Origin of the sequence: Pseudomonas sp. CFBP 13719 (assembly GCF_014842095.1) — a bacterium.
Taxonomy (GTDB): domain Bacteria; phylum Pseudomonadota; class Gammaproteobacteria; order Pseudomonadales; family Pseudomonadaceae; genus Aquipseudomonas.
In genome coordinates this window covers 271,330-285,973 of the sequence record NZ_JACYVB010000003.1, presented here as the reverse complement: position 1 = coordinate 285,973, position 14,644 = coordinate 271,330, and the positions used below count along the sequence as shown (strand labels likewise).

Sequence of the window (14,644 nt, the reverse complement as noted above, 5' to 3'; positions counted from 1 at the left end):
AACCTCTTGAGGACACGAAATCGTCGAGGCCATGCTGGCCATTGACCAGCAATCGACTCGAAGATGAACGAGAGGTTTCAGATAAACGATGAAACGGTGCGATTCATTCAAGACCGATCTTGAGCAATTCCCCGTCGTCGTCGTCGGTCAACACATACAGATAGCCATCCGGGCCTTGGCGCACGTCGCGGATTCGTTCGCCACGCTCGCCCAGCAGACGTTCCTCATGAACCACCTTGTCGCCCTCGAACTGCAGGCGTATCAGGTCTTCAGAGGCCAGTGCACCGATGAACAGATTGTGGTTCCAGCGCTTGAATTTGTCGTTGTCATAGAACGCCATGCCGCTGATGGCCGGTGATTTTTCCCACACATGATACGGATCGGTGATGCCCGGGCCGGTCTTGCCGCGGGCCTCGGGAATCGGCTCCCCGGAGTAGTTGATTCCGTGGGTATAGAGCGGCCAGCCGTAGTTGGCGCCGCGCTCGATGATGTTCAGCTCGTCGCCGCCACGGGCGCCGTGCTCATGAGTCCACAGGGTGCCGGTCCATGGGTTCAGCGCAGCGCCCTGCTGGTTGCGGTGCCCGAACGACCAGATTTCCGGACGCACGCCCTTCTGCCCCACGAACGGGTTGTCCTTGGGCACCTTGCCATCGGCGAAGATGCGCACGACCTTGCCCTGCAGCTTGTCCAGGTCCTGAGAAGTGGCACGCTCGTTGTTCTCGCCCAGGGCGATGAACAGGTAACCGTCGCGGTCGAACACCAGACGGGAACCGAAGTGATTGCCGACCGACAGCTTCGGTTCCTGGCGAAAAATCGTAGTGAAATTTTCCAGGTGGGTCAGGTCTTCGGACAACCGCCCGCGACCGACAGCCGTGCCGCCTTTGCCATCCTTGCCCTGTTCGGCATACGACAGGTAGACCATACGGTCGGCCTTGAAGTCGGGCGACAGCACCACGTCAAGCAAACCGCCCTGGTTTTTCGCCCATACCTGCGGTACCCCGCTGATGGGTGACGAGATCTTGCCCTCAGCGCTCACCACGCGCAGGTCACCCGGTTTTTCCGTGACCAGCATGCCCTTGTTGTCCGGCAGGAACGCCAGGCCCCAAGGGTATTTGAGGCCTTCGGCTACGGTCGTCACGGTGATCTGGCCCAGTTCGCTCGGGTAGGTGGTCACGGTCGCCGCCGAAGCGGCCAGTCCGTACAACGCAAGGCCGGCGCAAGCCGAAGCCAAAAGGGTTTTCTGCAACATGGGCTTATCCTTCAGCAAGAATGGAGTAATCAACGCGTGCCAGGGGCGGTGCGGGGTTGTTGGGTGCCGTTGGCCGGACGGCGCAGGTTTTCACCGTTGCCGATGCCGCGGTTTTCAAGCGTCGGCGGCCGCGGATTGTCGGTGCGCGGCGTCGGCTGGCGGAGTTGCGGGTTGGGCGCCGTCGTGCCCTGCCGGCTGTTCGGATTGATCCGTCGAATGGGGCTGTTGTAGGGGTTGGACGTATCGTTGGCGGCCAGGATGACTGGCCCAAGCGGTTGCTCGATGGTGCTCGACGCCTGGGCCATCGCCGAATGAGACAGCATCGCGCCAAACACCAGGGACGGCAGTAGGAACAACTTCATGGATATCTCGCCCTCGATCACGGTGGATTCAAGGGTTTGAGGATGAATTACCCCTGAGGTTCGCTGCGGCATGGCCCGACGACCTCATCGAGGTGATTCACCATGTTTCGAGGAGCCGCCTGCACCACTCAAGGCTGGGTCAGGCCAAGCCGCTCGTGCCACTGCGCAAGCGACTCGTCCGGGTACTGCTGGAACTGTCGGTCGTGCTTGCCGGCCTCCACCTCGACCCAGCTCGCCTTGGAATCGAGCAGCAGGTGGGTGTGTTCAGGTGGCACCGGCAACTCGCTGTCGATGGCACTGGCGAATGGATGCACCAGCTCCGACCAGGCCGGATCGAACAACCACAGCGCGCTGCCGCACAGATGGCAGAAATGCCGCTCGGCAGTACTGGGGTGGGTGCCACTGCCGCTCTCGTCGGGCAGCCGGGCAGCCGGGCATGGTAGACGGTGATATGACTGCGACCCTGCACATTGAGACTGGCCGCCTCGCCGCCCAGGTTGATGGCATAACCGCCGCCGCCCTGGGTCTTGCGGCAGATCGAACAGTAGCACCGCTGATAGGGGCAAGGATGGGCGCTGTGCAGGCTGAAAGTGACGGCACCGCAGTGACAGGATCCGTGCAGTTGCATGGCTGAGCTCCGTATCGAGTGACAATCAGTGAGCGGTTGATGAACGTTCAGCGTAGACCCTGCCAGGCTCTTTCAGTTTCGCAGGTATCGCCCGCTGGCCGCGACGAACAGGAGCAGCACGATCAGCACGCCCAAGGCAATCGACAGGCTGCTGGCGTGGGCCACGAAGCCGATGAAGGCCGGCCCTACCAGGATGCCCGCATAGCCCAGGGAGGTCATGGCAGGAATGGCGGCGCTCTGCGGCATGGTGGTCTGGCGCCCGACTGCGGTGAACAGCACCGGGACGATGTTCGAGCAGCCTGCGCCGATCAAGGCATAGCCCAGCAAAGCCGCCGGCCATGCCGGAACGGCGAGCGACAAGGCCAGCCCGATTGCCGCGCAAAGCCCCCCGTACAACGTGACACGGGCCCCACCGAAGCGCGAGACGATGGCATCGCCGGTCAGGCGGCCAATGGTCATGGTCGTGGCGAAGGCAGCATAGCCAAGGCCTGCATAGGCGGGTTGCATGTCGCGCTCGGAAACCAGGAATACAGCACTCCAGTCGAGCATCGCCCCCTCGGTGAGAAAGACGATGAAACACAGCGCCCCGAGGAACAGCACGATCCCACGTGGTACGGCGAACAGCGGGCCGTCGCTTTCATTGCCATAGGGCAGCAGATGCGGCGCCGCCTTGAACACCGCGACAAGGGTCAGCAATACCACGCAGGCCACCGCCAGCAGCGGCGTCAGGCCGAGCGCAAGCAAAGCGGTCATGCCGCCCGCCCCGAGGATGCCACCCACGCTGAACAGACCGTGAAAGCCGGACATCATCGGCCGGCCACTGGCCTTCTCGACCAGCACCGCCTGGATGTTCATGGCGCAGTCGATGGCGCCCATTCCCGCGCCGAACACCAGGATTGCGGCAATCAACAGCGGCAGGGTCGCCACGCTGGCCAGCAGCGGCAACGTCAGACAGATGAGCAAGGCTGCGCCGACGATGACGCGTCGGCAGCCCCAGCGCGCGCAGAAATAACCCGCCAACGGCATGGCCAGGATGGAACCTGCGCCCAGCCCAAGCAACAGCAGGCCCAGGCTGCCGTCGCTGAGCTGTGCCCGCGCCTTGGCCAGCGGCACCAGCGGCGCCCAGGCCGCCATGGCGAAGCCGGCGATGAAGAAAGCGATGCGGGTGGAAAACTGCTCTTGCCGACCCGGTGTGGTGGTGGCGAAGGTGCTGCTCGACGACATGATCAAAGCCTTGGAGAGAAAGTTGCGTGCAGGTATGCGGACCACTTGGATAGAACACGACAGCCTTCAATGCAAGATGAACAATCGCGACAAATGCCGTGGATCGGCGAACTTGCCGGTAAAAATTCACTCAACGACTGGTGTACCGATCAATAGAGCGACCCGCATTGTGTTCAGTTCCCCGGTAAAAACCATCCTTCCCATGCTGTTCCTGATGCTGAGTTTTTCTCTGCAAGCCGCTGAAGCACCGGCGGCCGATGCGCCGGTCGAAGAACCAGCGCCGCTGGTGCAAGGCGGCCTGCTGGGCGCCATCAGCACCGGCATCGACGACGTGCAGAAGAAGCTCGATCTCGACGAACATGTGCTCGATACCTGGCGCCTGCGCACCGACCGCGCCGCCAGCGAGGTCGACACCCTGATCAACCGGCACTCCCACTCGGCACTCGACCTGGCAACGGATTTCATTCTGCTGTCGGTGTGCTGGATGACAGCGTTTCTGCTCGCGCATTTCCTCGGGCGCTTCATCGTTGCCCGCACCGGCCGCCGCCGTTACGTCCGCGAGCGTCCGCGCCTGCACAACCTGTTGGGCTACATCCTGCCGTTCACCTTGCCAGCGATCATTGCTCTGCCAGTAACGCTGTACGCCAGTCATTCCCTCGACGCATCCATCGCCAGAGCCATCGGCATGTCGCTGGCCTACGCCACCAGCAGCGGCATTTTCTCCACCTCGGTGATCATGTGCGTGATCACCCTGTTCGACAGCGGTCACAAACGCGCTGCAGTCACGGCACTGCGCCGCTATGCGCCGCGCCCGCTGTTCATGATCGGCTTTCTGGCGGCCTTGAGCGACGCCCTCACCAGCCCGCAGATCGCCCGTCAGTTGGGCACCAATTTCACCGCCAGCCTGGCGGTGGTCGCGGGCCTGTTCGCCACGCTGTCCTTCGCGGTGCTGGTGGTGCGCATGCGCCGGCCGGTGGCCCATCTGATCCGCAATCGGCCACTGGCGCAGCGCCTGCAGCACCGCGGGGTGCAGGAGTCGCTGCGGCTGTTTTCATCGTTGTGGTACCTGCCCATCCTGCTGATGATCCTGGTGTCGGCCGTGCACCTGATCGGCGCCGGCGAAGAAAGCCAGAAGGCCTTGCAGAACGCCCTGCTCACCACGGTGCTGCTGATTGCCACGGTGTTCCTCAGCACCGTCATGCAACATCTGTTCAAGCCTGCCGCCACCGCAACGCCGCGACTGCGCCCCTATAAAGAGCTGCTGCGCAACCTGGGCCACGCCGTGGTGCGCATCGTCATGGCGATCGCCTTCATCGAACTGCTGGGACGCATCTGGGGCGTGTCGATGCTCGAATTCGCCGCCAGCAACAGCATGGGCCGGGCAATCAGCGACTCCCTGAGCAGTATCGGCCTGATCCTGTTGGTCACCTGGCTGTTGTGGGTCGTGCTGGACACGGCCATCCAGGAAGCGCTGAAGCCCTCGGTCGGCAAGCGCGCCTCGCGCCAGCCGAGCACGCGGGTGCTGACCATCCTGCCAATGCTGCGCAACGCCATCAAGATCATACTGCTGGTGATCTGCACCATCACCACCATGGCCAACCTGGGCATCAACGTTGCGCCGCTTCTGGCCGGTGCCGGAGTAGTCGGCCTGGCCATCGGCTTTGGTTCGCAACAGCTGGTGCAGGACGTGATCACCGGCCTGTTCATCCTCATCGAAGACACCATCGCCATCGGCGATTGGGTGGTGCTCGACTCCGGCCACGCCGGCACGGTGGAAAGCCTGACCATCCGCACTCTGCGCCTGCGCGATGGCAAGGGCTTCGTGCACTCGGTGCCGTTCGGCCAGATCAAGGCGGTGACCAACCAGTCCCGGCAATTCGCCTACGCGTTCTTCTCGGTGCAGTTCACCTACGACAGCGACATCGACACCGCCCTGGACCTGATCAGGCAGGCGGGGCAATCGATCGTCGATGACGTGATGCTCAAGCACAACCTGCAAGGCCCGTTGCAGGTGTTCGGGGTCGACAAGATGGACCTCAATGGCATCGTCCTGACCTCGCAGTTCCGCACCGTGTCCGGTGGCCAGTACGGTGTGGGGCGGGCCTTCAACGAGCGCTTGAAGAAGCTGGTCGACCAGCATGNGACGTTCACAGGATGCGTGAACGTCGGCGCCGAGGTTGCGGTCGATGTTCAAGGCGCGGACCGATCAGCTGCCGTCGCCGCCGTGGGCTTCTTCGAAGAAGTAGTCTTTCCAGCTGTCTGCCTTGTTCTTCAGTACACCCAGCTCATGCAGGCGCTGGGCGTAAATGAAGGTACGTTGCGGCACCACTGTGAAGTCGATCTCCGGGTCCTGGACGATCTTTTCCACGAACGCCTCGCTCAAGGTCGATTTCTCAACGCGAATATAGGTCTTGGCTGCGGCGACCTTATCGGCCTTGACGATCTGCGCGGCCTCCACCAAAGCGTCGTAGAACGCCTTGTACGTCTTGGGGTTGTCGTCGTGGAATTTCTGCGTGGTGTACAGAACATTGAAGGTGGCCGGGCCGCCGAGGATGTCATAGCTGCTGAGCACCTTGTGCACCTTGGGGTTTTCCAGGGCCTGGTACTGGAACGGCGGGCTGGAGAAATGCGCGCTGATTTCCGAACCGCCGGCCATCAACGCCGAGGTGGCGTCCGGGTGGGGGATGCTCACCGAAATGTTGTCGAATTTCTTGAATTCCTTGTCGCCATAGAGTTTGGCCGTCTCCAATTGCAGGGTGCGCGACTGGAAGCCGACCCCTGCGGCCGGCACCGCGATACGGTCCTTGTCGGTGAAGTCCTGCAGGGTCTTGACGTCGGGATTGTTACTGAGCAGGTAGTTGGGCATCGAGCCCAGCGACGCGATCGCCTTGACGTTCTGCCGACCCTTGGTGCGGTCCCAGACGGTGAGCATCGGCGGCACTCCGGCCGAGACCACATCCAGCGCACCGGCGAGCAACGCCTCGTTCATCGCGGTGGCCCCGGAAATGCTGTTCCAGTCGACTTCGATGTCCACGCCCTGCTGCTTGCCGTGTTTCTCGATCAGCTGCTGGTCACGCACGACATCGAGGATCAGATAGCCGATGCCGAACTGCTGGGCGATGCTGATCTTGCCTTCGGCGCTGGCGCCGCTGGCCAGCAGTGCGCCGGCCAGGCCGCAGGCCAGGGATAGCTTGCTTGCAAATACCATGATGAAGTCTCTGGACTAAAGGAAATGGACTCAGCGCTGCATGCCCCAGCGCTTGATGGTGAGGCGTTCGAACGTGTTGAACAGCAGGTTTTCCACCAGCAGGCCGATCAGAATCACTGCAGCCAGGCCGGCGAACACCTTGTCGGTGTACAGCTCGTTGCGATTCTGGAAGATGTACCAGCCCAGGCCGCCCTTGCCCGACGAGGCGCCGAACACCAGCTCGGCGGCGATCAACGTGCGCCAGGCGAACGCCCAGCCGATCTTCAAGCCTGCCAGGATCGACGGCAGCGCGGCCGGAATGAGGATGTACCAGACGAATCGCAGGCCACGCAGGCCGTAGTTGCGACCCGCCATGCGCTGGGTTTCCGAGACGCCGAGAAAGCCGGCGTAGGTGTTCAGTGCCAACGCCCACAGCACCGAATGCACCAGCACGAAGATCAGGCTGTTCTCGCCCAGGCCGAACCACAGCAGTGACAACGGCAGCAACGCGATGGCCGGCAGCGGGTTGAACATCGCCGTCAAGGTGCTGAGCAAGTCACGCCCCAACTGGGTCGACACTGCCAGCGTGGTCAGGCCAAAGGCCAGGACGATGCCGATCAGGTAGCCCTTGATCAGTACCGTCAGCGAAATCCATACCTTGCCCAGCAGCTCGCCACTGGCCACTCCGTCGATGAAGGCATGGGCGGTCTGCATGAAGCTGGGCAGCAGCAAGTCGTTGTTCTGCCAACGGGCGGCCAGTTCCCAGATTACCGCGAGGGCCAGCAGGATAACGCCCTTGCGCACCCAGGCCTGTTGCCAGATACGCTGCGGCCAGGAAATATCGCGCACCAGTTCGGCTTGGGTGAACGGCTCCAGAGTGACTTCATACTCATGGCGCACGGGTGGGGAAAGGCTCATGTCGTTGCTCCGAATTCGGCGAGATCAGTAGGCGATGCGCAGGCGCTGGAAATCCACCGGCCGGTCCAGCTCAGGCGCTTCGCCCTCGTCGAACAACAAGCGGTGGATGCGTTGCGCGCTGGCCTGGAAATCGACGCCGCCCAGGCTGCTCAGGTCGAACTGATGGCTGTTGATTTCGGCCCGAACCCGGCCCGGGTGCGGCGACAGCAGCAGGATGCGGTTACCCACCACCAGTGCTTCCTCGATGGAGTGAGTGACGAAGAGCAAGGTGAAGCGCACTTCCTGCCACAGTTCCAGCAGCTCTTCCTGCATCTTGCGTCGCGTCAGTGCGTCGAGCGCGGCGAACGGTTCGTCCATCAGCAGGATCTTCGGCTGCATGGCCAGCGCGCGAGCGATTGCGACCCGCGCCTTCATGCCGCCAGACAGCGTGTGCGGGTAGGCATCGGCGAAAGCACTGAGGCCGACCTTCTCCAGGTAGTGACGAGCACGCTCGTTGGCTTCGGCGCGTTTCAAGGTGCGCGACGCCAGCAGCGGAAACATCACGTTCTCGATCACGGTTTTCCAGGCGGGCAGTTGGTCGAACTCCTGGAACACCACGATACGGTCCGGGCCTGGCTCTTCTATGCGCTCCCCGGCGAGGCGAATCTGCCCTTCGCTGGGCTTGATGAAGCCCGCCACTGCCTTGAGCAGGGTAGATTTCCCGCACCCGGAGGGACCCAACAGGACGAAGCGATCGGCACGGTCCACTTCAAAGCTGACCTGATGAGTCGCGCGTACCACCCGTTCGGAGGTGCGGTATTCGAGGCTGACGTTGTCCACCTGCAACAGGGGCTCTGCAGTCGTCAGTGGCGTGGGGTTACCTTCGAGATCAGCGCTGGCCGTGTGGCCTGGCAGTGCAGCGTTCATGCAAGACTCCCTATCAAAACGGCGCATCGCCCTGGATGGTGGTGCGGTACAGCTTGCGCCGCAGGTGGTCCGGGCAGCCGGCTGCGAGGTGTATCAACGAGCGGTTGTCCCAGAACACCATGTCGTGGGGCTGCCACTGATGCCGATACACATGCTCGTCACGCACGCTGTGGGCATAGAGCTGCTGCAGCAGGTCGCGGCTTTCGTCCTCTGGCAGGCCGACGATGTGCGTGGTGAAACCTTCACTGACGAACAACGCCTTGCGCCCGTTTTCCGGATGGGTGCGAACCACCGGATGGGTCACGGTGACCACCTGGGCCAGCTGTTCAGCGCTCAGGGTCGGTCGCCAGTTGGCGGCGTTCTTGCCCTCGCTGTAGCGCGCGGTATAGGAATGCACGGCGTGCTTGCCCTCAACGGCCTGGCGCAGCGCTGCTGGCAGGGTGTCCCAAGCCCTGTGCATGTCGGCAAACAAGGTGTCACCGCCTTCACTGGGCAGTTCCTGCGCATGCAGCATGGAGCCCAGGCTCGGCAGTTCTTTATAGGAGAGGTCCGAATGCCAATATTTGCCGGCGTCGCCCAGCCCGACTGGCTGGCCATTTTCGACAATGTTGGAAACGATGAGAATTTCCGGGTGCCCTGCCAGCAGAAACTGCTTGAGCACGTGAATCTGCAGCACGCCAAAACGGCGACTGAAGTCGATTTGCTGCTGGGGTGTGATTCGCTGATCGCGAAATACTACGACGTGATGGTCGAGGTGTGCGCGGTGGATGCGCGCGAAGTCCTCATCGCTCAACCCAAGACGCAAGTCCAGGCCGATGATTTCAGCACCGACATGGCCGGCCAGCGGACGAACTTCGAACGATTGACGGGAGATTTCAGGGAGGACGGCGGCCATTTTGTGCTCCGACTCTGGCTATTGAGTACGAGGGAATAGCCAGACTGTAGAGCTATAAGAAAATAACTTTAAATACCTTTATCGCATAACGATATCACTGGCAGAACTTTGATCCCGCAAGGTTTCTTCGGATGTCTCTGATCCGCTTGAAGTTTTTTTCGAAACTCGTGAAGAAAACAACAGGATCGGCTGTCAGAAACCCGCTATTTAACCTGCGCTATTGCGAAACGTCCTACAGTCAAATACTGTACGCACGTACAGCCAATAAGGAAATCTGTCGTGACCACTGCCACCCCCGCCGCGCCGAGCGCCTATGAACGTCTTGGTGTGCGCGTCCAGAAGATCATCAATTCGCCCACCGCGCAGAAGTCCCGTGCGGCCCTGATTTTCCGGCTCGAGCACGAGAGCGAGGACGATTGGGCGCAAATGCTCGAAGAAATCGCCGAGAACGACAACGTCACTCTCGCCCACCGCGACGACGGTGGCGTGCAGATTTTCTGGGTCGTGCCGAAGGAAGATTGATTCGATGATGGTCCGCAGTTTATTCATCAGTTTGATGTTGTTCAGCTTCACCGCCCATGCCGATGCCCCGCGCACTTTCAGCGAAGCCAAGAAAGTCGCCTGGAAGCTGTACGCCCCACAGTCCACAGAGTTTTACTGCGGCTGCAAGTACACCGGCAATAGGGTCAACCTTGCGGCGTGCGGCTATGTACCGCGCAAGAACGCCAACCGCGCTGCGCGCATCGAATGGGAACACATCGTCCCGGCCTGGCAGATCGGCCACCAGCGTCAGTGCTGGCAAAACGGCGGGCGCAAGAACTGCACCCGCAATGACAAGGTCTACCAGACCGCCGAGGCCGACCTGCACAACCTGGTGCCGAGCATTGGCGAGGTTTATCTGCATGCGTAACAGATATTAAGAAATGTTGACAGAGCTCCGGTACTAACGCTGACACTGAGGTGCAACACGCTGATGATGGTTCTCAGGTGTCCTGTCCTCGATCTCCACTCATACTCCTTCCCTTTAAAGCCAGATCCCAACAGCAAAGCTGCGACCGACATGCATAGCTCAATGACCATCTGTAGCCTGATGGGCATTGACAGCTATTAAGTGCTGAGCGGCTTAGATTGGGGCTGCGTGCATTAACAGCTACTTCCCCTCTGTGCATCACCTACCCAAAATCCGCGCGGATCTTCAGAAGAAGCCCTTCCGCCCCTGAAACTCCGATGCCGGGTGAGACCAAGTCGATGCGCCGACAGAAGCACCGTAGGCCTGCTTCGCTTAAAGCATCAGTGGCTAGAACCGTTTTGGGCGTTCAAGGATGGGTGGAAGCGTGTCCGCAAGGCTTCATCGTAGCCTATGGAGATAGATTCCGATCACTGGGCAGTCAGTAGGCCCATGGATACCTTACGACCTTCATAACGCCAACACCCGCAGCCCCTAAACTACCGTTCGTCACAAATACTAATGCGAATGGTAATTAATATTATCTATGAAAAAAACGATATCATTTACTTATAATAACTCATTAGAACGGATGAATATTGTCAATATTCGGATTTTATTAGATCCAAACCATAACTCAATTTATATATCAAAACTCAGTGCGTGCCCGCCAGTACGACGCGTTAGGAGCCTATTCTAGCCTAAGCCACTGTCAATATAGTGGCAAACTCTGCCGGCTATAAAATCCTTTAGATGTTGGGCCACATGACAATACTTGAAAATAGAGATTTTTTTAAAAAAAAGTCGTAGATCTGCATAGAGTCTTCGTGCCATGACCATCAAAATTTGTGATTGAAAAAAACAGAGTGACTTATTAACATTGTCTTATTTCATCTAACTCGGGCATGGCCATACGATGGTAAGTCAACCAAAAGCACCAAACACCCTGTTACAGGCACACTTCAAGAACAACACGGAAGCGTAATCCGTGATGAAAAAGATCTTGGTCGAAAACATTGATTGGTCTGGTGGCCCTATAAAAAGTTACACTATTGTCACCGAAGGTCGCATCTCAGATGAATCAATAGTGGTAGCGCCATCTCTACACCTCTTGGAAAAATCGAAGGAAGGCGTCAGCTTACCAACTTTGAGAAGCATGGCGTCCGATCTATGCGCTTACTTCCAAACTCTGAGCGATTACTCAATTGACTGGAGACAGGTGACCGACGATCAAATGTCCGGCTACCTTTACAAAATACTCTTTATCAGAAAGAAGTTGTGCAGGTTATCTATTGAAAGAGCTATCTCAAGCATACGCGGATTCTATTTCACCGCCGAGCAGATAGGGATTTTGGATAGGCAGGTCAATCTTAGCTATGACTACTCCGAAGCCGCTGAGCTTAGACGCCAAAAAAGCAGCTTTAGCAAGCCTGACTTTGACCTATTTAAGCAATATGTTCATAAAGATATTTTCAGTGAGCTGTTAGGCTCAATCACGACGAAATCGCCTTTCTTGAGAGAACGTGATGAGCTGACACTTAAACTTGGATTCCATTGTGGTCTTCGTGCGAGCGAAGTAACGTCGCCATTGAATCTAAACACTGCAACAATCAAAGCTGCTCTCATCGATTCTGATGCACGAGGCGAGCTTGCCATCACGCTCCCAATAATAGGCAAAGGCAATAAAATCCGGTATGTGGACTTTGATCCGAGTATCACCAGAGCTATTCGCTCTTTTATTGAGGGTAGACGATCTGCTCTGCCCGACGGACAGCTTATATGCGCGACAGATGGAAGAACCATATCGGAATCTCATGCCACCCGTGTTTTTAAATCAGCTAAAGTCGCTGGATTACTTAAGATAAAGAAGCTTATCCGCCAATACAAAAACAACAAAAACAACAAAAACAACAAAGAATACGATTACATGATCACGTTCGCCTCTGCATCTAAGCTTGTTTTTCACTCGCTGCGACACACCTTTGCCACTAATAGTGTGAGGCAGTGTTATAGACTTAACTTAGATCCTTGGGTCTATGTGAGAGATCAAATGGGCCACGAAAGGCGTGAGACTACCGAGGCTTATATCACATTTGAGGCTAATATCCACGCACGAGATTTACTACGTTCCGAGCTGTCAATTCAAGACGAGAATTATTAATGAATAGTGCCACTGACCATGTCGATGCGAGTGAAGCGTTGGATTGTAGAGTGCAATCGGTACGCAGATCGAAGAATAGTATTGAATTAATTGGTGAGAGTACTGGTTTACAAAAGAATATAAAGATAAGTATTCCAAAAAACTTAAAAGACGACCCTCTATGTAACACACTCATTGATTACGTGGCGGAAGTCGTAGCGGTTAACATAGAGAAATCGAAGCTGGGCTTTGTATATCTGCTCATTAGATTTTTTTCATATTTAGAGGAATACTTTGGCACATCAAGCACTCTGCCGAACTCAATTTTTCAAGAGTATAAAGGACACCTTGTAAACCAAAGCAATATAGATCCAAACTCAGCTAGATCATACCTCGGGATGTTCAGAACTTCAATTACATGGGCTATAGAGGATCAAAAACACTATAGCACGCTATCAACGAAGGCCAAAAGGCAGCTTATCAGCACGCTTGCGAAGATTCCGTCAATTGCGTACTCACCAAGTCAACCTAGAAAAGGACTGTCTGGCATTTTAGAAAATACTGACTATGATGACCATACTCTGCTGGACTCGGCTAATAGATTTTGCAGCATTTATTTGAAAATACTCAACGAACACCGAGTAGAACTTCTGAAAGACCCGGGTATTCTTTCGGTAGTGGATGAGGCCGTCAAACTGGGAAATTTAAATCGATGTGATTGGAAGCGGACTGCAATCGACCATGATTTTTTTCTACCCATATATTACGCGATTCTTGACTCGACATCTCTCACGCTAAAAGAGAGGCTGTTGAGCTCCGACAAGATCTACAGAATGGTAGCGACATCGTTGAATCGCCCCTTAAACCTTTCTATAATGAATCAGCTTCTTAAAAGCAGCATGACGAACGACGGAAGGCTGAAGCGAAACAAACCAAAATTCAAAGAAACCGCGAATATTCACGTTACCTTCGAATCGCTTGACTACCGGTTTCTGCTACAACCTGGCGTACAAGAAGAGGTCTGTTTAGGTTGGTTGTTAGCTGCAGACAGGGTACAAGAGTCAGGCTTGCTGCAGATGTCTTTGGAAGATATAGGCATCACCCGAAGCCATGCGGCTGTAAGATTCAAGAAAAATCGAAGCTCTAAAAAAGATAGAAGTGCGACCGCGCACCGAGAAAACACAAGGCAATACAAAATACTCAAAATATTTCACTCACTGCGCACTGATTTCAATAATAACTTTCCGCAGCATGCATCTGCGCACGTCTTCAATAGTAAATCTACTTTTGAATGTCTTATCAATATCAATTCTCTACCCTATCGCCTGGTGTGTCTAGCTGTTATGCCTAACTCGGCAATGAAAAGAGAAATACTGGATAGAGACCCTAAAGCGCTCCCCTTCATGGAGTTACTTGCAAAGGTCAACTACTCAAACCTTGCCCATCGCGAGGAAATACTTGAATATCAGCATTACATAAACACCAGCGAAGATGGAAAGACGACCGAAGGTCGGTGGGAAGAATGCATCGCTTCGCCAAGAATCAATATCCCTCTCGGGGCGTTTGCCCAATCGAGGGCGATCATAAGTGATGATAAATTCAATCCAGAATCTGCATATGATCGTCATTCAAAGTCCATTGTTGACGCCGACAACACTGCACATACCCAGCGCACCAAATTGGAGACTTACAAGTCGAGAAGTGATACATCCTATCGTTCAAACAAAAGATCAGCATTTGCACGAGATGTTGGCCTATTGATGGAGATGGATGCAAGGAAAGTAGCGTCTCAGATTTCACGTACCGAGGTTTTTTCATATCAGAAAATCAAGTTGGAGCTTGGTTGGAGTACTCAATTAGAAAAAATTGATGATATCGAAGGGTTTAATGCTCTTGTTGAAAAAGCTGAGAGTCGCGGCTACACGCTGACCCCGTTCGGCGCACTAAATCACGGCGAAAAGCGCTTCTTCATTGATTCCCCGATAACAGTCGCACTGATGCTTTCGTACCAAACGGAGTGTGCCCGCGTCATAAACGAAAGCGTCAATCTTGAGTTAACATTGTCACTGAATATCAAAAGCTCATATATTTCGGAAGTTATTACTCGAATGAGCAGCGCTAGCCAGTTACAAGGTAAAGAACTTTACCAAAGTGCGCAGTTCCCAACGCCTCAAATTTACTGATCCAGG

General features: G+C 56.4%; 10 protein-coding genes and 3 pseudogenes. 5 read left to right on the top strand and 8 right to left on the bottom strand.

The window, feature by feature from the left end:
- Positions 1-103: 103 nt before the first annotated feature.
- The 4 genes and pseudogenes from IFT57_RS11660 to IFT57_RS11645 form a co-directional block, all read right to left on the bottom strand.
- The gene (locus IFT57_RS11660) at positions 104-1,249 is read right to left on the bottom strand and encodes a PQQ-dependent sugar dehydrogenase (protein WP_192151473.1); all 1,146 of its coding nucleotides are present in this window, start codon (positions 1,247-1,249) and stop codon (positions 104-106) included.
- Positions 1,250-1,278: 29 nt separating this feature from the next.
- A complete protein-coding gene (locus IFT57_RS11655; protein WP_446731190.1) occupies positions 1,279-1,611 on the bottom strand; it encodes a hypothetical protein in 333 nt (110 codons plus the stop codon).
- A gap of 128 nt (positions 1,612-1,739) precedes the next feature.
- Positions 1,740-2,239, bottom strand: a pseudogene (locus tag IFT57_RS11650) (GFA family protein).
- Between the two features lie 72 nt (positions 2,240-2,311).
- The gene (locus tag IFT57_RS11645) at positions 2,312-3,463 is read right to left on the bottom strand and encodes an MFS transporter (protein WP_192151472.1); all 1,152 of its coding nucleotides are present in this window, start codon (positions 3,461-3,463) and stop codon (positions 2,312-2,314) included.
- A 202-nt stretch (positions 3,464-3,665) separates the two neighbouring features.
- On the opposite strand from IFT57_RS11645, the pseudogene IFT57_RS11640 reads away from it, so the two are divergent.
- Positions 3,666-5,604: pseudogene (locus IFT57_RS11640) on the top strand (mechanosensitive ion channel family protein); the annotation flags it as partial.
- A gap of 65 nt (positions 5,605-5,669) precedes the next feature.
- Here the strand turns inward: IFT57_RS11640 and IFT57_RS11635 are convergent.
- The 4 genes from IFT57_RS11635 to IFT57_RS11620 are packed head-to-tail and all read right to left on the bottom strand — an operon-like array spanning position 5,670 to position 9,369.
- Positions 5,670-6,671: an ABC transporter substrate-binding protein gene (locus tag IFT57_RS11635; RefSeq protein WP_122797667.1), complete on the bottom strand. Its 1,002-nt coding sequence runs from the start codon at positions 6,669-6,671 to the stop codon at positions 5,670-5,672.
- A gap of 30 nt (positions 6,672-6,701) precedes the next feature.
- Complete coding sequence (locus IFT57_RS11630; RefSeq protein ID WP_192151471.1) at positions 6,702-7,568, bottom strand: ABC transporter permease; 867 nt, start codon at positions 7,566-7,568, stop codon at positions 6,702-6,704.
- Between the two features lie 24 nt (positions 7,569-7,592).
- A complete protein-coding gene (locus IFT57_RS11625; protein WP_192151470.1) occupies positions 7,593-8,474 on the bottom strand; it encodes an ABC transporter ATP-binding protein in 882 nt (293 codons plus the stop codon).
- 13 nt (positions 8,475-8,487) lie between these two features.
- Positions 8,488-9,369: a TauD/TfdA dioxygenase family protein gene (locus tag IFT57_RS11620; protein ID WP_192151469.1), complete on the bottom strand. Its 882-nt coding sequence runs from the start codon at positions 9,367-9,369 to the stop codon at positions 8,488-8,490.
- A gap of 279 nt (positions 9,370-9,648) precedes the next feature.
- Here IFT57_RS11620 and IFT57_RS11615 point away from each other — a divergent pair, with 279 nt between their 5' ends.
- The 4 genes and pseudogenes from IFT57_RS11615 (at position 9,649) to IFT57_RS11600 (ending at position 14,638) form a co-directional block, all read left to right on the top strand.
- Complete coding sequence (locus IFT57_RS11615; RefSeq protein WP_122478175.1) at positions 9,649-9,891, top strand: DUF1654 domain-containing protein; 243 nt, start codon at positions 9,649-9,651, stop codon at positions 9,889-9,891.
- Between the two features lie 4 nt (positions 9,892-9,895).
- Positions 9,896-10,264 (top strand): annotated as a pseudogene (locus IFT57_RS11610) (endonuclease); the annotation flags it as partial.
- Positions 10,265-11,306: 1,042 nt separating this feature from the next.
- Positions 11,307-12,476, top strand: coding sequence for a tyrosine-type recombinase/integrase (locus tag IFT57_RS11605; RefSeq protein ID WP_192151468.1), 1,170 nt, complete (start codon positions 11,307-11,309; stop codon positions 12,474-12,476).
- The gene (locus IFT57_RS11600) at positions 12,476-14,638 is read left to right on the top strand and encodes a hypothetical protein (RefSeq protein WP_192151467.1); all 2,163 of its coding nucleotides are present in this window, start codon (positions 12,476-12,478) and stop codon (positions 14,636-14,638) included. Before IFT57_RS11605 ends, IFT57_RS11600 begins: the two co-directional genes overlap by 1 nt.
- Positions 14,639-14,644 lie beyond the last annotated feature (6 nt).

Coding starts and splice junctions, on each gene's coding strand:
- IFT57_RS11660 (WP_192151473.1), bottom strand. CDS start 1,249: ATGTTGCAGAAAACCCTTTTGGCTTCGGCTTGCGCCGGCCTTGCGTTG.
- IFT57_RS11655 (WP_446731190.1), bottom strand. CDS start 1,611: ATGAAGTTGTTCCTACTGCCGTCCCTGGTGTTTGGCGCGATGCTGTCT.
- IFT57_RS11645 (WP_192151472.1), bottom strand. CDS start 3,463: ATGTCGTCGAGCAGCACCTTCGCCACCACCACACCGGGTCGGCAAGAG.
- IFT57_RS11635 (WP_122797667.1), bottom strand. CDS start 6,671: ATGGTATTTGCAAGCAAGCTATCCCTGGCCTGCGGCCTGGCCGGCGCA.
- IFT57_RS11630 (WP_192151471.1), bottom strand. CDS start 7,568: ATGAGCCTTTCCCCACCCGTGCGCCATGAGTATGAAGTCACTCTGGAG.
- IFT57_RS11625 (WP_192151470.1), bottom strand. CDS start 8,474: ATGAACGCTGCACTGCCAGGCCACACGGCCAGCGCTGATCTCGAAGGT.
- IFT57_RS11620 (WP_192151469.1), bottom strand. CDS start 9,369: ATGGCCGCCGTCCTCCCTGAAATCTCCCGTCAATCGTTCGAAGTTCGT.
- IFT57_RS11605 (WP_192151468.1), top strand. CDS start 11,307: ATGAAAAAGATCTTGGTCGAAAACATTGATTGGTCTGGTGGCCCTATA.
- IFT57_RS11600 (WP_192151467.1), top strand. CDS start 12,476: ATGAATAGTGCCACTGACCATGTCGATGCGAGTGAAGCGTTGGATTGT.